The organism is Streptomyces tanashiensis, from assembly GCF_014648895.1.
Lineage (GTDB): Bacteria > Actinomycetota > Actinomycetes > Streptomycetales > Streptomycetaceae > Streptomyces > Streptomyces tanashiensis.
Window position 1 is genome coordinate 30,501 of sequence record NZ_BMRZ01000005.1, and the last position, 21,797, is coordinate 52,297.

The following is a 21,797-nucleotide window of genomic DNA, read 5'->3' on the forward strand; positions in this document are numbered from 1 at the left end:
GTGAGGCGCGCCACACTCGCGCCACCCGCCTTCGGGTCTTATGCCCGCTCCCACGAGGAGGTGGACTCGTTGCAACAGCGCAGTTCGACAGTCCAAGAGCCGCCCGGTGCCGTTCCCGCCCACCGGCACACCCCGCCGCCGGCCTGGCAGCCGCGCACCGACCCCGCGCCGCTGCTGCCCGAGGCCGAGCCGCTGCGCGTGCTCGGCACGGAGGCCGTGGCCGACGCCGACCCCGCGCTGCTGCTCCGGCTCTACGCGGAGCTGATCCGCGGCCGCCGGTACAACACGCAGGCCACCGCCCTCACCAAGCAGGGACGGCTCGCCGTCTACCCGTCCACCACCGGCCAGGAGGCGTGCGAGATCGCCGCCGCCCTCGCCCTGGAGGAGCGGGACTGGCTCTTCCCCTCGTACCGCGACACGCTGGCGGCCGTCGCCCGGGGCCTCGACCCCGTCCAGGCCCTGACCCTGCTGCGCGGCGACTGGCACACCGGGTACGACCCGCACGAGCACCGCATCGCGCCGCTCTGCACCCCGCTGGCCACCCAGCTCCCGCACGCCGTGGGCCTCGCCCACGCCGCCCGCCTCAAGGGCGACGACGTCGTCGCCCTCGCCATGGTCGGCGACGGCGGCACCAGCGAGGGCGACTTCCACGAGGCGCTGAACTTCGCCGCCGTCTGGCAGGCCCCCGTGGTCTTCTTCGTCCAGAACAACGGCTTCGCGATCTCCGTGCCGCTCGCCAAGCAGACCGCGGCCCCCTCCCTCGCCCACAAGGCCGTCGGGTACGGGATGCCGGGCCGGCTCGTCGACGGAAACGACGCGGTCGCCGTCCACCAGGTGCTCACCGAGGCCGTGGCCCGCGCGCGGCGCGGCGGCGGACCCACCCTCGTCGAGGCCGTCACCTACCGGATCGACGCCCACACCAACGCCGACGACGCCACCCGCTACCGCGCGGCCGGCGAGGTCGAGACCTGGCGGGCGCACGACCCGATCCTGCTGCTCGAACGGGAACTGACGGAGCGTGGCCTGCTCGACGAGGACGGCAGGCGCGCGGTGGCCGAGGCCGCCGAGACGATGGCGGCGGAGCTGCGTGAACGGATGAACGCCGACCCGGTGCTCGACCCGATGGAGCTCTTCTCCCACGTCTACGCGGAGCAGACCACGCAGCTGCGTGAACAGGCGGCGCAGCTGCGCGCCGAGCTCGAAGCCGAGGGTGAGGCGTGATGACGACCGCGACGACCGGCCCCGCGGCGGCCAGGACCGGCGGGAACGCCGGGAAGTCGAAGCCGGCCACGATGGCGCAGGCGCTCCAGCGCGCCATGCGCGACGCCATGGCCGAGGACCCGACCGTCCATGTGATGGGCGAGGACGTCGGCACCCTCGGCGGCGTCTTCCGGGTCACCGACGGACTCGCCAAGGAGTTCGGCGAGGACCGCTGCACGGACACCCCGCTGGCCGAGGCGGGCATCCTCGGCGCGGCCGTCGGCATGGCCATGTACGGCCTGCGGCCGGTCGTGGAGATGCAGTTCGACGCGTTCGCGTACCCGGCGTTCGAGCAACTGCTCTCGCACGTGGCGAAGATGCGGAACCGCACCCGCGGCGCGATGCCGATGCCGATCGTCATCCGCGTGCCGTACGGCGGCGGGATCGGCGGCGTCGAGCACCACAGCGACTCCTCCGAGGCCTACTACACGGCCACGCCCGGACTGCACGTCGTCACCCCGGCGACCGTCGAGGACGCCTACGGGCTGCTCCGCGCGGCCATCGCCTCCGACGACCCGGTGGTCTTCCTGGAGCCCAAGCGGCTCTACTGGTCCAAGTCCGACTGGTCCCCCGAGGCGCCCGCGGCCGTCGAACCGATCGGCAAGGCCGTCGTGCGGCGCCGGGGCACCGGCGCCACCCTGATCACCTACGGTCCCTCGGTGCCGGTCTGCCTGGAGGCGGCGGAGGCCGCCCAGGCCGAGGGCTGGGACCTGGAGGTCGTCGACCTGCGCTCGCTCGTGCCGTTCGACGACGAGACCGTCTGCGCCTCGGTGCGGCGCACCGGCCGCGCGGTCGTCGTCCACGAGTCGACCGGCTTCGGCGGCCCCGGCGCGGAGATCGCCGCGCGCGTGACCGAGCGCTGCTTCCACCACCTGGAGGCGCCGGTGCTGCGGGTCGCGGGCTTCGACATCCCGTACCCGCCGCCGATGCTGGAGCGGCACCATCTGCCGGGCGTGGACCGGGTCCTGGACGCGGTGGCGCGGCTGCAGTGGGAGGCGGGGAGCTGATGGCACAGGTGCTGGAGTTCAAGCTGCCCGACCTCGGTGAGGGACTCACCGAGGCCGAGATCGTGCGCTGGCTCGTCGCCGTCGGCGACGTCGTCGCCATCGACCAGCCGGTCGTCGAGGTCGAGACGGCCAAGGCGATGGTCGAGGTGCCCTGCCCGTACGGCGGTGTCGTCACCGCCCGGTACGGCGAGGAGGGCACCGAACTGCCCGTCGGAGCACCGCTCCTGACGGTCGCCGTGGGTGGCACGGGCGCGCCGGAGGAGCTCGCGGAGGCCGCTCCGGGAGCGGCACCGACGGTGGCCGGCGCCGACGCGGACGCGGCGGTCTCCTCGGAGTACTCGGGCAACGTGCTCGTCGGCTACGGCACGGCCGGGCCGGCCGCCCGGCGCCGCCGGGTGCGCCACGCGAACCCGGCGGCCGCCCAGGCTCCCGCCGGGACCGGGGCTCCGGCGGCCGTCCAGGCTCCGGCCCCCGCCCGAGCCTCCGTGGCCGCTCCGGCTCCGGCGGCCGCTCCGGCTCCGGTGCCGGCGTCGGCCGGGCACACGGGCCCCTTGCCCGTCATCTCTCCGCTGGTGCGGAAGCTGGCCCGTGACCGGGGTCTCGACCTGCGGGAGGTGCGCGGATCCGGGCCCGAGGGGCTGATCCTGCGGGCGGACGTGGAGCTGGCCCTCGCCGCCCTGGAGCGGCCGGTCGCCGCCCCGGCGCCCGTACCCGCCGCGGCGGTCGCGGCGCCGGCCGGTGAGCGGGTGCCGTTGCGCGGGGTCCGTGGCGCGGTGGCGGACAAGCTGTCCCGCAGCCGTACGGAGATCCCGGACGCGACCTGCTGGGTCGACGCCGACGCGACCGAGCTGATGGCGGCACGGACGGCGATGAACGCGGCAGGCGGGCCGAAGATCTCGCTGCTCGCGCTCCTCGCGCGCATCTGCGTCCACGCCCTGGCCCGGTTCCCCGAGCTCAACTCCACGGTGGACACGACCGCCCGGGAGATCGTCCGGCTGCCGTCCGTGCACCTCGGCTTCGCGGCCCAGACCCCGCGCGGACTCGTCGTCCCCGTGGTCAAGGACGCGGGGAGCCGGACGGCCGAGTCGCTGACGGCGGAGTTCGCCCGGCTGACGGAGGCGGCCCGGCAGGGCGCGATCACCCCGGCCGATCTGACCGGCGGCACGTTCACCCTCAACAACTACGGGGTGTTCGGGGTCGACGGCTCCACGCCGATCATCAACCACCCCGAGGCCGCCATGCTCGGTGTCGGCCGGATCATCCCCAAGCCCTGGGTGCACCAGGGCGAACTGGCCGTCCGTCAGGTGGTGCAGCTCTCGCTCACCTTCGACCACCGCGTCTGCGACGGCGGCACGGCGGGCGGCTTCCTGCGGTACGTGGCGGACTGCGTCGAACAGCCCGCCGTCCTGCTCCGCACGGTCTGACGCGGACGGCCGCACCGGACGACCCGTCCGGTGCGGCCGACCGAGCCCGCCTCTCGGCGGAGCCGCCCGTCTCAGCCGACCCGCCCGTCTCAGCAGAGGAGACGGGCCCGACAGCGGTGAGCCCCGGCGGCCCATACTGCTGGGGTGACCACCGCATACGACGCCGTCGTGCTCGCCGGGGGCGCCGCCCGGCGCCTCGGCGGCTCCGACAAGCCCGGCGTACGGGTCGGGGGACGGACGCTCCTCGACCGGGTGCTCGCGGCCTGTCCCGACGCCGGCCGGACCGTGGTCGTCGCGGACCCCCGCCCGACCGCCCGCCCCGTCCGCTGGACCAGGGAGGACCCGCCCGGCGGCGGCCCGCTGGCCGCCCTCGACGCGGGTGCCCGGGAGACCGGCGCCGACGTCCTCCTCGTCCTCTCCGCCGACCTGCCCTTCCTGGACGGGGCCACCGTCCGCCGGCTCCTCGACGCCCTCGACGAGGCTCCCGGGGCCGAGGCCGCGCTCCTCACCGACGACGAGGGCCGGGACCAGCCGCTCGTCGCCGCGTACCGCCGCACCCCGCTCCTGCGGGAACTGGCCCTCCTCGCCGAACGGCGGGGCACCCTCGCCGGCGGGCCGCTGCGTCTCCTCACCGGGGGACTGCACCTCACCCGGGTCGCCGCGGCCCCCCTCGCCTCCTTCGACTGCGACACCTGGGAGGACATCGCCACGGCCCGCGCCCGCATCAGGGAGCATGGGACCGTGCTGGATGAATGGATCACCGCAGTCAAGGACGAACTGGGCATCGAACTGGACGTCGACACCGGCGTGCTGCTCGACCTCGCCCGGGACGCCGCCCACGGCGTGGCCCGCCCCGCCGCGCCCCTGACCACCTTCCTGGTCGGTTACGCGGCGGCCCGCGCGGGCTCCGAGGGCGGACCCGAGGCCGTCGCCGAGGCCGCCCGCAAGGCCGCGGCGCTCGCGCAACGCTGGGCCGCCGAGCAGGACGAGGCCGGATGACCCTGAAGGAGCCCGTCCCCGTGGCCCCGGGAACCGCCACCGGAGCGAAGGCCGAGCCGCCGCACCGCGCCACCGCCTGGCCCGAGGCCCGGGCCGCCGCCGCCCGCGCCGGGACCGCCGCCCGGGCCGGGCGCGAGCCACGGCGGCTCCCGCTCGGGCAGGCGCTCGGCCACACCCTGGCCGAGCCGCTCCTCGCCCTCACCGACCTGCCCTCCTTCGACACCTCCGCCATGGACGGCTGGGCCGTCGCGGGCCCGGGGCCCTGGACGGTGCGTACGGAGACCCCCGTCCTCGCCGGTCACGCGCCCGCCGCCGCACTGACCGACGGCGAGGCCGTACGGATCGCCACCGGCGCCCCCGTCCCGCCCGGGACCACCGCCGTCATCCGTACCGAGCACTCCCGTACGGAGCGGACGGAGCGGACGGATACGGAGCCGGCGGATACGGAGCTGGCGGACACGGAGCCGGCGGACACGGAGCCGGCGGACACGGAGCGGCCCGGAGCCGTCGCCGCGCCGGGGCCCGTGCTGCACGCCCTGCGTGATGTGGTCCCCGGACAGGACATCCGGCCCCGGGGGCAGGAGTGCCGCGCCGGGGACGAACTGCTTCCCGCGGGCACCGAGGTCACCCCCGTCGTCCTCGGCCTGGCCGCGGCCGCCGGATACGACGAGCTCCCCGTACCGCCGCGCCCCCGGGTGGAGGTCCTCGTCCTCGGAGACGAGCTGCTCACGGCCGGACTCCCCCACGAGGGACTCATCCGTGACGCCCTCGGCCCGATGCTCGGCCCCTGGCTGGCGGCGCTCGGCGCCGAGGTGCTCGCCACCCGGCGGATCGGTGACGACGCCGAGGAGCTGTACGCGGCCGTCACGGGCTCCGCCGCCGACCTGGTCGTCACCACCGGAGGCACCGCCGCCGGGCCTGTCGACCACCTCCACCGCGTGCTCGACAAGGCGGGCGCCACGCTCCTGGTCGACGGGGTGAAGGTCCGTCCCGGCCACCCGATGCTCCTCGCGGCCCTGGGCGGCCACCGCCACCTCGTCGGCCTGCCCGGCAACCCGCTCGCCGCCGTCTCCGGGCTCCTCACGCTCGCCGAACCGCTGCTCGCCGCCCTGGCCGGCACCTCCGCCTCCGGTGGCCGCGCGCCCGTTCTGGACGAGGTGCACGGGCATCCGTACGACACCCGGCTCGTCCCGGTCGTCCGCCGGGGCGAGCAGCTGGTTCCCCTGCGCTACAACGGGCCGGCCATGCTCCGGGGCATCGCCGTCGCGGACGGCATGGCCGTCGTCCCGCCCGGTGGCGCCCGGTCCGGCCAGGAGCTGGACGTCCTCGACCTTCCCTGGCCGCCGACGTCGGGCGCCGTACCGGCCCAAGGAGCGTGTTTCACGTGAAACTTCCCAGTCGTGACGTGATGGCCCGCCACGCGGACGAGCGGATCACGGGCCCGCAGATCCGGCTGCCGCGCAGAGTGGTCGAGAGGCCGCTGCGTCAGGTCGGCAAGCGGCTGCTCATGGCGCTCGGCGTGCTGCTGGTGACGATCCTCATCGTCTACGTGGACCGCGACGGCTACCACGACAACGCCGACGAGACGCTCGACTTCCTCGACTGCGCCTACTACGCGACCGTGACGCTCTCCACCACCGGATACGGCGACATCGTCCCGTACAGCGACACGGCGCGGCTCGCCAACATCCTGCTGGTCACGCCCCTGCGCGTGCTGTTCCTGATCATCCTGGTCGGCACCACTCTCGAGGTCCTCACCGAGCGGACCCGGGAGGAGTTCCGGCTGAACCGCTGGAGGTCCACCTTGCGCGACCACACCGTCATCGTCGGTTTCGGGACGAAGGGGCGGTCCGCGATCCAGACGCTCTGCGCGACCGGGCTCCGCAAGGACCAGATCGTCATCGTCGACCCCTCCACCAAGGTGATCGAGACGGCGAACGCGGACGGGTTCGTCGGCGTCATCGGCGACGCGACGCGCAGCGACGTGCTGCTCCGTGCCGAGGTGCAGCGGGCCCGGCAGATCGTGATCGCCACCCAGCGCGACGACACGGCGGTCCTGGTCACCCTGACGGCACGCCAGCTGAACAGGGGCGCGAAGATCGTCGCCGCGGTCCGCGAGGAGGAGAACGCGCCGCTGCTCCGCCAGTCCGGCGCGGACGCGGTCATCACCAGCGCCAGCGCCGCCGGGCGTCTGCTCGGCCTCTCCGTGCTCAGCCCCAGCGCCGGCACGGTGATGGAGGACCTCATCCAGCAGGGCTCGGGCCTGGACCTCGTGGAACGGCCGGTGACCAAGAGCGAGGTCGGCAAGAGCGTGCGCGAGACCGGCGACCTGGTGGTGAGCGTGCTCCGGGGCCACCGGCTGCTCGGTTACGACGACCCCGCGGCCAGCCCGCTCCAGCTCACCGACCGGGTGATCACCATCGTGCGGGCCGCACCGGTGACGCCGCTCTCCACGCCGCCCGAGGACTGACGCGCGCCCCGCGGGGCCGGAGTAGCCTCGCCGCCATGTATGCGATCACGATTCCGGAACCCGGTGGTCCCGAGGCCCTCGTCTGGGCCGAGGTGCCCGATCCCGTACCCGGCGAGGGCGAGGTGCTCGTCGAGGTGGTGGCGAGCGCGGTCAACCGTGCCGATCTGCTCCAGCGCCAGGGCTTCTACGACCCGCCGCCGGGCAGCTCGCCGTATCCCGGCCTGGAGTGCGCGGGGCGGATCACCGCGCTCGGCCCCGGGGTGGCCGGCTGGGCCGTCGGCGACGAGGTGTGCGCGCTGCTCGCCGGCGGCGGCTACGCGGAGAAGGTCGTGGTCCCGGCCGGCCAGCTGCTGCCGGTCCCGGAGGGCGTCGACCTCGCCACGGCCGCCGCGCTCCCCGAGGTCGCGTGCACCGTCTGGTCCAACATCTTCATGATCGCCCACCTGCGCCCCGGCGAGACGCTGCTCGTGCACGGCGGCGCTAGCGGCATCGGCACGATGGCGATCCAGCTGGCGAAGGCCGTCGGCGCGCGGGTCGCGGTGACCGCCGGCGGCCCCGAGAAGCTGGCGCGCTGCGCGGAGCTGGGCGCGGACATCCTCATCGACTACCGCGAGCAGGACTTCGTCGAGGAGCTGGCGAAGGCGACGGACGGGGCGGGCGCGGACGTCATCCTCGACATCGTGGGCGCCAAGTACCTGGAGCGGAACGTGAAGGCCCTGGCCGTGAACGGGCGGCTGGTCGTCATCGGCCTCCAGGGCGGGGTGAAGGGCGAGCTGAACCTCGGGGCGCTGCTCGCGAAGCGCGCCGCCGTCATGGCGACCACGCTGCGGTCCCGTCCGGCGGCGGAGAAGGCGGCGATCGTCGCCGCCGTCCGCGAGCACGTCTGGCCGCTGATCGGCGCGGGCACGGTCCGCCCGGTCGTCGACCGGTCGGTGCCGATGCCGGACGCCGCCGAGGGGCACCGGGCGCTGGAGGACGGCGGCCACGTCGGCAAGGTCCTGCTGCTCGTGCCGGGCGCCTGACCCGGAGGAAGCGAAGGGCCCGGCACACCCCGTGTGCCGGGCCCTTCTCCGTGTACGGCCTGCGTGACCTGTACGACCTTCGTGGCCTGCGCGATCTACAGGTACGGTCCCGAGCGCACCGCGTGCCCGTGGCCGTGGTCGTCGTCATCGTCGTGCGACGCACCCGGAGGCAGTGCGCGGCGCATCTGCTCCAGCTGGGCGCGGGCCGCCATCTGCTGCGCGAAGAGCGCCGTCTGGATGCCGTGGAACAGGCCTTCCAGCCAGCCCACGAGCTGCGCCTGCGCGATGCGCAGCTCCGCCTCGGAGGGGATCGCCTCGTCCGTGAACGGCAGGGAGAGCCGCTCCAGCTCCTCGACCAGCTCGGGTGCGAGCCCGTCCTCCAGCTCCTTCACGGAGCTCGCGTGGATGTCCTTGAGCCTGACCCGGCTCGCCTCGTCCAGAGGTGCCGCCCGTACTTCCTCCAGGAGCTGCTTGATCATGCTGCCGATCCGCATGACCTTCGCAGGCTGCTCGACCATTTCCGTCACCGGGACCTCGCGGGGTTCGTCGTCGCCCTGAGCGCCGCCGAGGGCCATCCCGTCCTGTCCCACGATGAGGACCTGGGGGCTCTCCTGCGACCTGTCATTCCTCGGCATCTCCATGCCGCCATTCTCTCGTACACATGCGTCACCACAGGGTGTGCCCCTGTACGGGGGTGATCCACCCTCGTACAGGGGCACAGGACGGGAACGAGGACCGTCAGGTCGCCGCGCGCCGGGCCAGTGCCCCGCGCGAGCGGGTCACCAGGGCGGCGAGGAGCGCGGCGCCGAGCGGGACGGCGACGAGCAGGCCGGCCAGCGTCTCCCAGGGGACGACGATCGGCACGTGGGGCGGGGTGAGCTCGCCGCTCCAGCCCTCGGCGACGTTCTGCTCGTACATCCGGATCTGGTTGCGCTCCTCGGTGAGCCGGAGTCCGACGGCCGGCAGCAGTCCGGCGGCCGAGCCGAGGATCACACCCATCGCGGCGACCACTCCGCACTGGAATCCGCTGAGCGTGCGGCGGACCCGGGGCGGGGCTCCCACGGCGGCGAGCGTCTTCAGATCGGCCTCGGCGTCGGCCTGGGCGAGGCCGGTGGCGATGCCGGCGGCGCCGATGGTGACCAGGCCGGCGAAGATGGCCAGCGAGAGCAGGACGATGCCGTTGTCGTTGACGAAGCCCTCTTCGAGGTGCAGCTCGACGTTGCTGCCGAGCTTGGCGAGGTCGCCGTCGAGCTTCTGGCGCTGCTCGCTGTCCGGGAGCCGGTCGGTGCTGACGTACACGCCCATCGGCACCGTGGAGAGGCCGGCGGCCTTGGCGGTGGCGGGGGTCATGAGGGCCTGGAGGCCGTAGGACTTCTGGTCGCCGGGCACCAGGTAGGCGGGCAGGGAGCTGACCTTGCCCGGGGCGGGGCGGTTCTCCTCGGAAGCCTTGTCGGCGGCGGCGATGTCGGTGATCTGCTTGATCGCGATGGTGCCGTTCTTCTGGACCAGGGCGCGGTTGAAGCTGACGATCTTCCCGTCGGCGAGGGCCTTCACGGTCGCGGGGTCGTCGACGCCGAGGACCTGGAGCAGCTTGGCGTCACCGACGACCAGGCCTCCGTCGGAGAGGTACATCCCGCTGCTCGCGGAGTCCATGCACCGCCAGTCCTCGGTGACCAGCTTCCGCCGCTGCTCGGGCGTGTACTTCTCCGAGGGGTCGCCGCCGCCGGGGAGCGACGCGTACAGCGGGCACTCGTTCGCCCGCGGGACGATGACCTCGTAGCGGCCGCAGGCCGGGTCGCCGCCCCAGGGCGGGCAGCCGGGCTTGCCGACCGAGACGCGCTCGACGTCGGCACGGACGTCGACGGGGAACTGGCGCTGGATGGCCTCGCGGACCGCGGGGACGTCCCGGCCTCCCTCCTCCTGGACGAAGGCGGCGGCGACGCCGTAGGGCAGCGTGGCCTCGTACTCGGCCCTGTTCTGAGCCTCGCGGCTGGCCATGTACGTGGAGACGGCGACCGTGCCCGCGACGGCGGCGAGGACGGCGGCGACGGCCGGTGCCGTGCGGCCCCGGTTGCGGACGGCGTCCCGCAGCGCGAGGCGCGGGGAGAGCGGCAGCCAGCGGCCCGTCCGCCCGAAGAGGCCGACCAGGGCCGGGGTCATGGCGACGACGCCCAGTTCGGCGAGGGCGGAACCGGCCGCCACGAGGGTGACCTGCTCGGAGACCGTCGAGCCGAAGAGGGCGACCGCGCCGCCGAGGAGAAGGGCCGCAAGACCGATCAGGGGCAGCACCCGGCTGCTGCGGCGGATCCCGCGCCGGCCCGTGAGCGAGGCGAGGACGGTCTGCCGGGAGGCGGTGACGGCCGGGACGATCGCGGCGAGCAGGCCGGTCAGGACGGCGAGCAGCGCGATGCCGAGGAGTTCGAGGGGCCGGATGTCGAAGGCCCCGAACCGCTGGCCCATGGTGCTTTCGAGGACCGGCTGCAGCAGCAGGGTCAGGATCAGGGCGAGGACGGTGCCGGTGACGGCGGCGGCGATGCCGATGACGAGGCCGCCGCTCAGCACGATGGCCCGGATGTGGCTGCGGGCACCGCCGTTGGCCCCGACCAGACCGAGCTGGCGGCGCGAGCGGCGGGCGCCGACCGCGAAGGCGGGTCCGGCGAGAAGGCAGATCTCCAGCATCGCCAGGCCGACCACGGTGGCGAGGGAGGCGAGCTCGGCGGCGCCGGCCGCCGGGCTGGACTGGTAGTTCCCCCAGCCGTCCTTCTGGTAGAGCGGGACCTCGGAATCGGCGGGCGGGTCGATCATCACGGCGCGCGAGACGACGGCGACACCCTTGGTGTTGATCTCCTTGACGGTGTTCCACGTGAAACCACCGGCCTTGCGCACCAGGTACGAGAGGGAGGTGTCGGGCGCCGGCAGACCGGCCTTCTCGACCGCCTTCGCGTACGGGGCGAGGAAGGCTCCCGGCAGTGCGTTGACCTGGTCGGTGCCCAGCGCGTCGGGAAGTTCGTAGGAGCCGACGATCCGGTAGGGGCGGTCGAAGTTGCGGGCGGAAAGGGTCGAGCCGACCGACAGACCGCTGCTCTCCAGGAAGTGCGAGGTCGCCATGACCTCGTCGTTCTTCTCCGGGAAACGCCCGTCCAGGAGCGTCATGATGCCGCGGGCGACCGGATCGGAGGCCTTGAGCTCACGCACCTCGGTCATGAGCAGACCGTGGGTCGTCGTCAGCTTGGCCGAAGCGTTGCTGTCGGTGAGGACGGTGGAGCCCGCGGGTATCGCCTTGGTGACGTCCGTGGCGCCGCTCGGCCAGGGCTCGTTCTCGTACTCCTTGACCGGCGTGTGTATGTCGCCGGTCGGGTCCTGGAAGATCGGGACGCCGCCGACCTGGGCGTCCCTGAAGCGTGCGTCGGCCGCGCCGATCGTCCGCTCCACCCGTTCGGCGGGCGAGAGTTCGGAGCTGCGGTAGGTCAGATCGAGGGCGCTGACGCCCAGGATGGGCAGCGCGATCATCGCGAGGACGAGGGAGCTGCGGCCCTTGGAACGCCAGGCGTCGCGGCGGGCGATGCGGATCGCGGCCCGCCAGGAGTGGAACCAGGTCTTCACGCCTCAGCCACCTGGCCCGAGAGGAGCGAATCGGCCTCGCTGCGCACGGTCTGGTCGACGATGGCGCCGTCCCGGAGGAACACGACCCGGTCGGCCCAGGCGGCGAACCGCGGCTCGTGGGTGACGAGGACACCGGCGGCGCCCGCGTCGCAGCGGGTGCGGAGCAGGGCGAGCACGGACTCGCCGGTCTCGGAGTCGAGGGCGCCGGTCGGCTCGTCGGCGAGGACGAGCCGGCGGTCGCCGACGAGGGCGCGGGCGATGGCCACGCGCTGCTGCTGGCCGCCGGACATCTCGTCGGGGAAGCGGTCGGCGAGGTGGCCGAGCCCCATCTCCTCCAGGGCGGCGACGGCCTCGACACGCGCCTTGCGGGCGGAGGTCCCGTCCAGCTCGCGGGGCAGGGCGACGTTCTCGGCGGCGGTGAGGGCCGGGATGAGGTTGTAGTCCTGGAAGACGTACCCGATGCTGCGGCGGCGCAGGGCGGCGAGCTCCTTGACGCTCGCGGTGGTGATGTCGGTGTCCTCGACGATCACGCGGCCCGAGCTGGGGGTGTCCAGGCCGCCCGCGATGGTGAGGAGCGTGGACTTGCCGGAGCCCGACGGGCCCATGACGGCGACGAGTTCGCCGGGGTACACGGCGAGGTCGATGCCGCGCAGGGCATGCACCTCGGTGGCACCCGCGCCGTGGACGCGGGTGAGGTTCTGGAGTTGCAGCACGGGCTGCTGTGTCGACATGGAGGGGTCCCCCCGTTGGCCGTACGCGGCGGGTCGGCCGGGTACGGGAGCGTGCGGTGGAAGGTGGTGCGTCGGCGGTACGGGCGGGGCGCGAGCGTGCGGTCAACACGCCCCGGGCGTACCGGTGGTCGAGTGGGCCGAGCGGCGGCGCGCTAGGGGATCGACGTCCCGGGGGCGATCGAGGTGCTCGGGGCGGTCGGGCCGTTCGGTGCTGCTGCCGGGGGCGCCGGGGCTGCAGGGGCTGCAGGGGCGGCCGGGGCCGCGGGTGCGGACGCCGGGGCGCCCGTGGCGGCCGTCGCCGACAGGCGGATCAGACGGGACTCGCAGTGGTCCAGCCAGCGGGCCTCCGCCTCGGTCTGGAAGATCAGCTGCTCCAGGACGAGCAGCCAGGCCACGTCGTCGCGCTCCCGGGCCCCGCCGCCCTCGACGGCGAGCAGGGCCTGCGCCTTGAGCCGGGTGTAGTCCTGCATCGCCTTCACGGTGTGCCGGCGCTGGGACTGGATGACGGCGCGGATGTCGACGCCGGGTGCGCCCACGGCCATGGCGAGCTTGATGGCCAGCTCGTCGCGGGCGGGGCTGGTGCGGTCCACCGGCTTCTCGAACCAGGTCCTGAGCTCGGTGCGGCCGCTGTCGGTGATCGCGTAGAGCGTGTGACCGGCGTCGTCCTCGCCGCCCTGGGCGACCATGCCGTCGCGCTCCAGCCGGTTGAGGGTCGTGTAGACCTGGCCGACGTTGAGCGGCCAGGTGGAGCCGGTGCGGGACTCGAACTCCGTACGGAGCTGGGAGCCGTAGCGAGGGCCGCGTTCGAGGAGGGCGAGGAGCCCGTGGCGGATCGACATACTCAGTATGTATACCGGGTATGCCGCGGCGGACAACCGTCCTGAGGGGGAAGCGGGAGGTCCGACTCAAGGGGGACCCGGGCCCGTTCCGGACGGGTCAGCGGCGGCGCATCCGCAGCCCGAGGAAGCCGATGCCGAGCCCCATGAGGGCCATCCCCACGCCCAGGGTGAGGACGGGAATCCGCTGGTCGACGAGGGTGGGGGCGGCCTCGGCCGACAGTCCGGGCGCCGCGGCGGGCAGGCTGGCGGGCGCCGCCTCGGGCAGCACCGGGTCCTCCTCACGTACCGGTTCGTCCTCCTCCTCGGCGACCTCGTGCTCGCGCGGGCTTGTAGCAGTTTCGGTACGCGAGGGGCCCGGCGACGGCGGCGGGGCGCTCTCGGAGCGTCCGGGGCGCGGCCGGCCCTCACCGGCCGGCCGGCCCGCGAGGGAGGCGGAGTCGCCGGGGGTGGGTGCGTCGGAGGGCCCGGCGCTCGGCGAGGCCGCCGCGGACGCCCCGGTGCCGGTGGGCGCGGGCACGGGGGAGGCGGGCGGGCGGGTGCCGCCGGTGCCTTCCGGAGAGGGAGAGGAGGACGGGGCCTCCGGCGTCGGCGCGGACGGCGCCGCGGAGGACGGGCTCGCCGCCGGAGCGGTGGCGGTCGCGGCTGGCGTCGGGGCCGTGCTGCCCAGCGGGGTGCCGGGGACCTCCGCCGCGTACGCGAGGGGAGCGGCGTACAGGGCGCAGGTGAACGCGCAGGTGAGCGCGGGGCGGAGAGCCCGCGCGCGTGCCGTGCGGAGTGCTGGAGTCACGGGGTGACCCCCTCCCGTACCGAGCCGCCGAGGTGTTCAACTCAGCGTCACATGCCGGAACATTTCCGGCATCCGGGACGGGGGCAGGGGGCGTACGGCGGTCCCGTGACTACTGCGGCGGGTTGCCCGTCGAGATCTTCAGGGTGAACTCGGCGTCCTCGTCCGTGATGTCCTCACCGGCCGGCGGGAACTGCTCCAGGACCGTGCCCTCGCCGTACGTCGACTCGTCCACCGGGGTCTGGGTCATGATCTTCCAGCCCGCCGCCTGGACGCAGGCCTTCACCGACTGGATGTTCTTGTAGGTGAAGTTGGGGACCTCGAACTTCGTGGGGTCGTCGCTCGACTCCGAAGGCTGCGTGCACTTCTTCATGTCGATCGTCTTGGTCAGGTCGGGGCCCTTGTGCCCGGGCGCCGCCGACTCGCTCTGCTGCGTCTGCGTGCCACCGGTGCCGCCCGCCTGCGGGTCGGATTCGTCGTCCATGTTGAGCACGACGAGCAGACCGCCGATCGCGAGCAGCGCGACGGCGATCGCGCCGCCGATCACCCGGGTGTTCCGCCCGCGGCCGGAGCCGGAGCCGCCGGTCGCGACGGGGGCGGGCATGGGCATGGGCGCAGGCGTCGGGGCGTACGGGGCGGGGGCCGGCGTCTGGGCGTACGGCGCGGGCGTCGGGGCCTGGGCGTACGGCGCGGGCGTCGGAGCCTGCTGCGGGTAGCCGTACGAGGGGGCGGGCGCGGGCGTCGCCGGGCCGTACGGGCCGGGCTGCGGCGTCGGCGGGAGGTACGGCTGCTGCACACCGTGCGGGGCGGGCGGCGGGGTCTGTCCGACGGGCGGGAAGACCGCCGAGCCGACGCCCGCGCCGCTGCTGACCGGACCGCCCTGGACGATCACCGGCGCGCCGGTCTGGCCGGCCGCCAGCACCCGCAGGCACTCGTCGCGCATCGCCGCGGCGCTCGGGAACCGCTCGTTCGGGTTCTTCCGCAGCGCGCGGGCGACGAGCGCGTCCATCGCCGGGGTCACCGAGCGGTTGACGGAGGACGGGGCGACCGGCTCCTCCTGCACGTGCGCGTAGGCGATGGCGAGCGGCGAGTCGGCGTCGAAGGGGAGACGGCCCGTCAGCAGCTGGAAGAGCATGATGCCGACCGAATAAAGGTCGGAGCGCGCGTCCACCGCACGGCCGAGCGCCTGCTCGGGGGAGAGGTACTGAGGGGTGCCGACGACCATGCCGGTCTGCGTCATCGAGGTGACACCGGACTGCATGGCGCGCGCGATGCCGAAGTCCATGACCTTGACCACGCCGCGCTTGGTCGTCATCACGTTGCCCGGCTTGATGTCGCGGTGGACCAGGCCCATCTCGTGGCTGACCTCGAGCGCGGCCAGTACGTCGGCCGTGACCTTCAGCGCCTTGTCGGCGGGCATCGCGCCGTACTGCTGGACGTCGGCGGCGAGGACCGAGCCGAGCGGCTGCCCCTCCACGTACTCCATGACGATGTACGGCATGACGGCGCCGTCGAGGGTGTCCTCGCCGGTGTCGAAGACCGAGACGATGTTCGTGTGCGACAGCTTCGCCACGGCCTGCGCCTCGCGCCGGAACCGCTCGCGGAAGGACTGCTCCCGGCCGAGCTCCGTGTGCAGCGTCTTGATGGCGACCTGCCGGTCGAGGGCGCTGTCGTACGCCAGGTACACCGACGCCATGCCGCCCTCGCCGAGAAGATCGCGCAGCTGGTACCGGCCGCCCGCGACCGAACCGCCCGCATAGCGGCCCTGTGCGCCGTCCTGGCTCATCTGTGCTTCCCCCTACGCGCGCGTGGCGGCGTTGATCCGGAATTTCCTGGCGCAAGTCTGCCGTAGGGCAGTGACACGTCAAGCCGGGCACCGGTTCGGTACCCGTTCCGTGACCCTCCGCACAGGAAGCGTTTCCGCGCTCTCGGAGGAAACCCGTCGAATTTGCACAGGTGTACGTCGTGGGGGTTGGATGGCCGGTCCATCTCGGACCGTGGTGTCGTACGGAGCCTGTAGCGTGACGACTGGACACGGCACGACAGACGACGGCGAGGACTGATGGCACCCGAATCCGGAGCAGGTGGCGGTGTGCCGGACGCGTCGGCGGAATCCTGGGGCGAGGGCGGAGTCGTCGGCGACGGCCGGTACCGCCTGACGCACCGTCTGGGCCGGGGCGGCATGGCGGAGGTCTTCGCCGCCGAGGACGTACGGCTCGGCCGCACCGTGGCCGTCAAGCTGCTGCGCGCCGACCTCGCCGAGGACCCGGTCTCCAAGGCCCGCTTCACCCGCGAGGCGCAGTCCGTCGCCGGACTCAACCACCACGCCATCGTCGCCGTGTACGACTCCGGCGAGGACCTCGTGGGCGGCCGGCCCGTGCCGTACATCGTCATGGAGCTGGTCGAGGGCCGCACCATCCGCGACCTGCTGCTCAGCGCCGAGGCGCCCGGTCCCGAGCAGGCGCTCATCATCGTCTCCGGGGTCCTGGAGGCGCTGGCCTACTCGCACCAGCACGGCATCGTGCACCGTGACATCAAGCCGGCGAACGTGATCATCACGCACACCGGCGCGGTGAAGGTCATGGACTTCGGCATCGCGCGCGCCCTGCACGGCGCGCAGTCGACGATGACCCAGACCGGCATGGTCATGGGCACCCCGCAGTACCTCTCCCCCGAGCAGGCCCTCGGCAAGGCGGTCGACCACCGCTCCGACCTGTACGCGACGGGCTGCCTGCTCTACGAGCTCCTCGCGCTGCGTCCCCCGTTCACCGGCGAGACCCCGCTGTCCGTCGTGTACCAGCACGTGCAGGACGCGCCGATCCCGCCGTCCGACGTGACGGGGTCCGTGCCGCCGGAGCTCGACGGCCTGGTGATGCGCTCGCTCGCGAAGGACCCGGACGACCGGTTCCAGAGCGCCGAGGAGATGCGCGGCCTCATCCAGTACAGCCTGCAGATGCTCCAGCACCAGGGCGGCCACGTCGGCACGTGGAACACCGGGCCGGTCGAGATGGTGCACGACGGCGGGCACACCCCGGGCGGCGGCATGGCCGTGACGACCGCGATGGGTCACCCGATGCACGGGGAGACCGCGCAGGGTCCGATCCTGCCGCCGATGAACCCGGACGACGGCGGGTACGGCGGATACGACGCCGGCACGGTCGGCACCGGCGGCTACGGCCCTGACGGATACGGCGGCAACGGCGGCAGGGGCGGCCGGGGCAAGGTGTGGCTCTTCGCCGCGCTCGCGCTGATCGCGGTCGTGGCCGGGGTCGTCTTCGCCCTCGACAAGGCGGGCGAGAAGGACGGCGGTACGGGCGGCACCCCGCCGACCGTCAGCAACTCGCCGTCGACGGTCTCCGAGGAGCCCAGCCCCTCGGAGGAGCCCTCGGAGGAGCCCTCCGAGGAGCCGGGCACGTCGACCGGCGGCTCGACCGAGCAGCCGTGGACCCAGCCGCCGACGCAGGAGCCGACCGAGGCCACGGGCACGCCGACGACCGAGCCGCCGACGCAGCCGACGACCGCGCCGCCGACGGAGCCCACGAACACGCCGTCGCAGCCGACGACCGCGCCGCCGACCGACACCCCGACGGAGCCGACGGACGAGCCGACCGACGACTCCTCCGGCGGCAACACCAACCCGGACACCCCGCCGACGGGCACGGGCGCGCAGACCGGCTGACGGAGCCCGGCGGGGCCCGAATGACGCAGCCGCCGGGGACCGGCTGACGGAGGCCGGCAGCCGGAGTCCGGCTCAAGGCGGGACGGCTCACGGCCGCCCCGCCTTCGCCGTCCGTGCCGGTCAGCCGGCGAAGGCGTCGCGGACCGCCGCGTACTCGCGCGTCCACCAGACCGCCAGGGCCGACACCGCGGGGAACTGCGGGTCGGCCCGCCGGTCGTGCAGCTGGTAGCGCCAGCGCAGCGTCCAGAAGTCGTTGAGCCGCTCCCACCACACCCGTCGCGCCGCCGCGGCGAGCTCGGCGCCGTCCGCGCCCGTCGCCCGCCGGTACGCGCGCGCGTACGCCCGGACCTTCTCCAGGGCCAGCTCCCCCTCCGGCCGTACGAAGAAGATGGCGGCCGCCCTGACCGCCTCCTCGGCCCTGGGGCGGACCCCGAGCCGGTCCCAGTCGACGATCGCGGCGGGTTCGGCACCCCGGTAGAGCAGGTTCAGCGGGTGGAAGTCGCCGTGCACCCAGCCGGCGGCGGAGGCGGGCGGCGGCCGGTGGTGGGCGTGCTGGGCGAGCAGCCTGCGCCGCTCCCTGAGCCGGTGCTCGGCGAGCGCGTCGAAGCTGTCGCGGGGGCGGTGCGCGCGGGCGAGGCGGAGCAGTTCCTCGATGGCCCGGAAGGTGTCCTCGGGGCGGGCGCTCTCGTGGTCGCCGGCCGGGGGCGGGGACTCCATGACCTGCTCCAGGCAGGTGTGGACGCGGCCGAGGAGGGTGCCGAGGCGGCGTGAGCAGCCGGTGGAGAGCTGGGTGCCGTCGCGGTGCCGGCCGTCGACCCAGGGGTGCAGGGCGTAGCAGTGGCCGCCGAGGAGCGCGACCGTGCGGCCCCGGCTGTCGGGGAGCGGCGGGGCCACGGGCAGGCCGAGGGCGTGCAGGCGCTGGGTGGCCCGGTGCTGGCGGGTGATGGTGGCCCGGTCGGAGGTCGGGGCGTCCAGGTGCTGCTTGAGGAAGTAGGCGCCGCGGGTGGTGGAGAGCCGGTAGCCGCGGTTGAGCAGGCCCTCGGTGACGGGGACGCAGGAGAGGGGCTCGCCGATGCCCGTGTAGCGGCGCAGGAGGGGGCGGACGGGCGGAGCGAGGGGTACAGATGAGCGCGGCACTCCGCAGATGTTAGATCACGCTGCGTGGTGGAGATGTCGCTCCGTGGGAGGGGCCTCGGGGAGCGCCTCGGCGGACGTCCCGGAGGGGCGCTCGGCGGGACTCCCGGCGAGCTGTCCGGCGGGCGTCGCGGTCTCCTGGCGGCCGCTGTAGTCGAGCTCGTGGACCGTCACGAACTGCGGCTCTATCCGCATGAACACCGGGGTGAAGGGCTCGCCGTCCACCCGTACGGGCTCGGGGCCGAAGGCCGCCGTCTCCTCCGCGGTCGGCTCGACGATCTCGGCGGTGCCGGTGAACTGCACGGACCAGATGCGCTCGGCGCCGGAGTCGAAGTTGTCCGCGCCGTACGCGACGACGCTGCCGTTGCACGCGCGGTGGTAGCCGAGGCCCCGGTGCATCCGGAGCAGGACGCGGCCGTCGGCCACGATGTGCCGGGCGGGGGCGACGAACGGCATCGCCCGCATGCTCGTCGCCACCCGGCCGTACGACACGCGGCTGAGCAACTCGATGGCGCGGATCTCGTCGGAGGACATGGTTTCCACTCTCCGCCACCGGCACCGTGTCGGAAAAGGGGCCCCTGCCCCGGTTCGACGGGGACGTAGGTCCCGAGATCGGGCCGTCGGCCCCGCCCTCGCCCGTACGGGTGAGCGGGGATCAGTGGCGCTCGGCCTGGAGCCGCGCCACGTACGCCGCGGCCTGCGAGCGCCGCTCCATGCCCAGCTTCGACAGCAGGCTGGAGACGTAGTTCTTGATGGTCTTCTCCGCGAGGTGGAGGCGCTCGCCGATGACCCGGTTCGTCAGGCCCTCGCCGATCAGGTCCAGGATCCTGCGCTCCTGGTCGGTGAGGTTGGCGAGCTTGTCGTCCCTCTTCGGGTTGTTGCCGTCGCGCAGCCGCTCCAGGACCCGTGCGGTGGCCACCGGGTCGAGCAGGGACTTGCCGGCCGCCACGTCCCGCACGGCGTTGAGGAGTTCGTTGCCCCGGATGGCCTTGAGGACGTATCCCGAGGCCCCGGCCATGATCGCGTCGAAGAGCGCCTCGTCGTCCGCGTACGAGGTCAGCATCAGGCACTTGATCGACTCGTCCTGCGAGCGGATCTCCCGGCACACCTCCACCCCGCTGCCGTCGGGCAGCCGGACGTCGAGCACCGCGACGTCGGGGCGCGTCGCGGGGATCCTGACCAGCGCGTCCGCCGCCGTCCCGGCCTCGCCGACCACCTCGATGTCGTCCTCCACGGAGAGCAGCTCGTGGACGCCGCGCCGGACGACTTCATGGTCGTCCAGCAGAAATACCCGGATTTTTCCTTCTTCGCGCACGCAGTCAGTCTCACATATTGGGTCTTCCGGCGCCCGGGGTGCGCGGGATAACGTGCCGGATGTTCCGACGACGGCGTCGGGTCGTTGTCCATGCGCTGACCAGCGGCGCTTCCCCCATTTCTCGATTTACTTGGAAATCCAAGCAAAATCGCAGGTCAAGTGGGGTTTCGCGGTAATGCCGCGTAATGGGTAACGTGCCTATGACGGCGTTCGCCGGAGCACCTGTCACGCCCGACTCCGGCCGCGTCGCACCCACCCCGTGCGAAGGTACGGACAAGGCGGAGCCGCACTGGCCTCACCGGCGAACCCGGGGGCCGGACCGACGGAGGAGCACGCACGTGACCGTGGAGAGCACTGCCGCGCGCAAGACGACGCGACGCAGCAGCGGCACCAAGCGCACCGCAAGCGCGAGCACGAGCACCACCAAGAAGGCGACGGCGAAGCCCGCCACGGCCTCGGAGCCCGAGCTCGTTCAGCTGTTGACGCCCGAAGGGGAGCGCGTCCAGCACCCCGACTACGACATCGACCTGAGCGCCGAGGAGCTGCGCGGTCTCTACCGCGACATGGTCCTCACCCGCCGCTTCGACGCCGAGGCGACCGCCCTGCAGCGTCAGGGCGAGCTGGGCCTGTGGGCCTCGCTGCTCGGCCAGGAGGCCGCTCAGATCGGTTCCGGCCGGGCGCTGCGCGACGACGACTACGTCTTCCCGACCTACCGTGAGCACGGCGTCGCCTGGTGCCGCGGGGTCGACCCGACGAACCTGCTGGGAATGTTCCGCGGGGTGAACAACGGCGGCTGGGATCCCAGCACCAACAATTTCCACCTGTACACGATCGTCCTCGGCTCGCAGACCCTGCACGCCACCGGCTATGCCATGGGCATCGCCAAGGACGGCGCGGACTCCGCCGTGCTCGCGTACTTCGGTGACGGCGCCTCCAGCCAGGGCGACGTCAACGAGGCGTTCGTCTTCTCCGCGGTCTACAACGCCCCGGTCGTGTTCTTCTGCCAGAACAACCAGTGGGCCATCTCCGAGCCCATCGAGAAGCAGACGCGCGTCCCGCTCTACCAGCGCGCCCGCGGTTTCGGCTTCCCCGGCGTCCGCGTCGACGGCAACGACGTCCTGGCCTGTCTGGCGGTGACCCGGTCCGCCCTGGAGCGCGCCCGCCGCGGTGAGGGCCCGACGCTCATCGAGGCGTTCACCTACCGCATGGCCGCCCACACCACCTCCGACGACCCGACCCGCTACCGCCGCGACGCGGAGCGCGAGGCGTGGGAGGCCAAGGACCCGATCCTGCGCCTCAAGGCCTACATGGAGAACGAGGGCCACGCGGACGCGGCCTTCTTCGAGGAGCTCGAGGCGGAGAGCGAGACGCTCGGCAAGCAGGTCCGTGAGGTCGTCCGCGCCATGCCCGTCCCGGAGCACATGGCGATGTTCGACCACACGTACGCGGACGGGCACGCGCTCGTCGACGAGGAGCGCGCGCAGTACGCCGCCTACCAGGCGTCCTTCGAGGGCGGAGAGGCCGAGTAAT

At 73.5% G+C, this 21,797-nt stretch carries 18 protein-coding genes; 9 read left to right on the forward strand and 9 right to left on the reverse strand.

Annotated features, from left to right (window positions below):
• The first annotated feature begins 60 nt into the window (after positions 1-60).
• From pdhA (IE237_RS17970) to IE237_RS18000, 7 genes are all read left to right on the forward strand, one after another.
• Positions 61-1,221, forward strand: coding sequence for a pyruvate dehydrogenase (acetyl-transferring) E1 component subunit alpha (gene pdhA / locus IE237_RS17970; RefSeq protein WP_189803339.1), 1,161 nt, complete (start codon positions 61-63; stop codon positions 1,219-1,221).
• The gene (locus tag IE237_RS17975) at positions 1,221-2,267 is read left to right on the forward strand and encodes an alpha-ketoacid dehydrogenase subunit beta (protein ID WP_189803022.1); all 1,047 of its coding nucleotides are present in this window, start codon (positions 1,221-1,223) and stop codon (positions 2,265-2,267) included. Before pdhA (IE237_RS17970) ends, IE237_RS17975 begins: the two co-directional genes overlap by 1 nt.
• Positions 2,267-3,691 carry a dihydrolipoamide acetyltransferase family protein gene (locus IE237_RS17980; RefSeq protein ID WP_189803023.1) on the forward strand — a complete coding sequence of 475 codons (1,425 nt, stop codon included), beginning with the start codon at positions 2,267-2,269 and terminating at the stop codon, positions 3,689-3,691. The genes IE237_RS17975 and IE237_RS17980 overlap by 1 nt, the downstream gene beginning before the upstream one ends.
• A 144-nt stretch (positions 3,692-3,835) precedes the next feature.
• On the forward strand, positions 3,836-4,690 hold the full coding sequence (locus IE237_RS17985; RefSeq protein WP_189803024.1) for an NTP transferase domain-containing protein: 855 nt from the start codon (positions 3,836-3,838) through the stop codon (positions 4,688-4,690).
• Positions 4,687-6,078 carry a molybdopterin molybdotransferase MoeA gene (locus IE237_RS17990; protein ID WP_189803025.1) on the forward strand — a complete coding sequence of 464 codons (1,392 nt, stop codon included), beginning with the start codon at positions 4,687-4,689 and terminating at the stop codon, positions 6,076-6,078. The genes IE237_RS17985 and IE237_RS17990 overlap by 4 nt, the downstream gene beginning before the upstream one ends.
• Positions 6,079-6,098: 20 nt before the next feature.
• A complete protein-coding gene (locus IE237_RS17995; protein ID WP_229842776.1) occupies positions 6,099-7,160 on the forward strand; it encodes a potassium channel family protein in 1,062 nt (353 codons plus the stop codon).
• Between the two features lie 35 nt (positions 7,161-7,195).
• Entirely contained in the window at positions 7,196-8,182 is a 987-nt protein-coding gene (locus tag IE237_RS18000) for an NAD(P)H-quinone oxidoreductase (protein ID WP_189803027.1), read from the forward strand.
• 95 nt (positions 8,183-8,277) lie between these two features.
• On the opposite strand, the gene IE237_RS18005 is transcribed toward IE237_RS18000, so the two are convergent.
• The 6 genes from IE237_RS18005 to IE237_RS18030 all read right to left on the reverse strand — a co-directional run bounded on the left by IE237_RS18005 (position 8,278) and on the right by IE237_RS18030 (position 15,925).
• The gene (locus IE237_RS18005) at positions 8,278-8,823 is read right to left on the reverse strand and encodes a bacterial proteasome activator family protein (protein WP_086826813.1); all 546 of its coding nucleotides are present in this window, start codon (positions 8,821-8,823) and stop codon (positions 8,278-8,280) included.
• 97 nt (positions 8,824-8,920) lie between these two features.
• Positions 8,921-11,785: an FtsX-like permease family protein gene (locus IE237_RS18010; protein WP_189803028.1), complete on the reverse strand. Its 2,865-nt coding sequence runs from the start codon at positions 11,783-11,785 to the stop codon at positions 8,921-8,923.
• A complete protein-coding gene (locus IE237_RS18015; protein WP_189803029.1) occupies positions 11,782-12,516 on the reverse strand; it encodes an ABC transporter ATP-binding protein in 735 nt (244 codons plus the stop codon). The genes IE237_RS18010 and IE237_RS18015 overlap by 4 nt, the downstream gene beginning before the upstream one ends.
• A 152-nt stretch (positions 12,517-12,668) precedes the next feature.
• Entirely contained in the window at positions 12,669-13,355 is a 687-nt protein-coding gene (locus IE237_RS18020) for a PadR family transcriptional regulator (RefSeq protein WP_189803030.1), read from the reverse strand.
• A 97-nt stretch (positions 13,356-13,452) separates the two neighbouring features.
• Complete coding sequence (locus IE237_RS18025; protein ID WP_189803377.1) at positions 13,453-14,142, reverse strand: hypothetical protein; 690 nt, start codon at positions 14,140-14,142, stop codon at positions 13,453-13,455.
• A 109-nt stretch (positions 14,143-14,251) separates the two neighbouring features.
• Positions 14,252-15,925 (reverse strand): protein kinase domain-containing protein, encoded by a 1,674-nt coding sequence (locus IE237_RS18030; RefSeq protein WP_189803031.1) that lies wholly within the window; start codon positions 15,923-15,925, stop codon positions 14,252-14,254.
• A 276-nt stretch (positions 15,926-16,201) separates the two neighbouring features.
• Here IE237_RS18030 and IE237_RS18035 point away from each other — a divergent pair, with 276 nt between their 5' ends.
• On the forward strand, positions 16,202-17,818 hold the full coding sequence (locus IE237_RS18035) for a protein kinase domain-containing protein (protein ID WP_189803032.1): 1,617 nt from the start codon (positions 16,202-16,204) through the stop codon (positions 17,816-17,818).
• Between the two features lie 120 nt (positions 17,819-17,938).
• Here IE237_RS18035 and IE237_RS18040 read toward each other — a convergent pair whose 3' ends face one another.
• From IE237_RS18040 to IE237_RS18050, 3 genes are all read right to left on the reverse strand, one after another.
• The gene (locus tag IE237_RS18040) at positions 17,939-18,955 is read right to left on the reverse strand and encodes a phosphotransferase (protein ID WP_189803033.1); all 1,017 of its coding nucleotides are present in this window, start codon (positions 18,953-18,955) and stop codon (positions 17,939-17,941) included.
• Positions 18,956-18,970: 15 nt separating this feature from the next.
• A complete protein-coding gene (locus tag IE237_RS18045; protein ID WP_189803034.1) occupies positions 18,971-19,486 on the reverse strand; it encodes a pyridoxamine 5'-phosphate oxidase family protein in 516 nt (171 codons plus the stop codon).
• 121 nt (positions 19,487-19,607) lie between these two features.
• The gene (locus IE237_RS18050) at positions 19,608-20,267 is read right to left on the reverse strand and encodes a response regulator (RefSeq protein ID WP_189803035.1); all 660 of its coding nucleotides are present in this window, start codon (positions 20,265-20,267) and stop codon (positions 19,608-19,610) included.
• Positions 20,268-20,605: 338 nt separating this feature from the next.
• On the opposite strand from IE237_RS18050, the gene pdhA (IE237_RS18055) reads away from it, so the two are divergent.
• Positions 20,606-21,796, forward strand: a complete 1,191-nt coding sequence (gene pdhA / locus IE237_RS18055) for a pyruvate dehydrogenase (acetyl-transferring) E1 component subunit alpha (protein WP_189803036.1) — start codon at positions 20,606-20,608, stop codon at positions 21,794-21,796.
• Position 21,797 lies beyond the last annotated feature (1 nt).

Coding starts and splice junctions, on each gene's coding strand:
- IE237_RS18045 (WP_189803034.1), bottom strand. CDS start 19,486: ATGTCCTCCGACGAGATCCGCGCCATCGAGTTGCTCAGCCGCGTGTCG.
- IE237_RS18005 (WP_086826813.1), bottom strand. CDS start 8,823: ATGGAGATGCCGAGGAATGACAGGTCGCAGGAGAGCCCCCAGGTCCTC.
- IE237_RS17975 (WP_189803022.1), top strand. CDS start 1,221: ATGACGACCGCGACGACCGGCCCCGCGGCGGCCAGGACCGGCGGGAAC.
- IE237_RS17990 (WP_189803025.1), top strand. CDS start 4,687: ATGACCCTGAAGGAGCCCGTCCCCGTGGCCCCGGGAACCGCCACCGGA.
- IE237_RS18020 (WP_189803030.1), bottom strand. CDS start 13,355: ATGTCGATCCGCCACGGGCTCCTCGCCCTCCTCGAACGCGGCCCTCGC.
- IE237_RS18015 (WP_189803029.1), bottom strand. CDS start 12,516: ATGTCGACACAGCAGCCCGTGCTGCAACTCCAGAACCTCACCCGCGTC.
- IE237_RS18035 (WP_189803032.1), top strand. CDS start 16,202: ATGGCACCCGAATCCGGAGCAGGTGGCGGTGTGCCGGACGCGTCGGCG.
- IE237_RS17995 (WP_229842776.1), top strand. CDS start 6,099: ATGGCCCGCCACGCGGACGAGCGGATCACGGGCCCGCAGATCCGGCTG.
- IE237_RS17980 (WP_189803023.1), top strand. CDS start 2,267: ATGGCACAGGTGCTGGAGTTCAAGCTGCCCGACCTCGGTGAGGGACTC.
- IE237_RS18000 (WP_189803027.1), top strand. CDS start 7,196: ATGTATGCGATCACGATTCCGGAACCCGGTGGTCCCGAGGCCCTCGTC.
- IE237_RS18030 (WP_189803031.1), bottom strand. CDS start 15,925: ATGAGCCAGGACGGCGCACAGGGCCGCTATGCGGGCGGTTCGGTCGCG.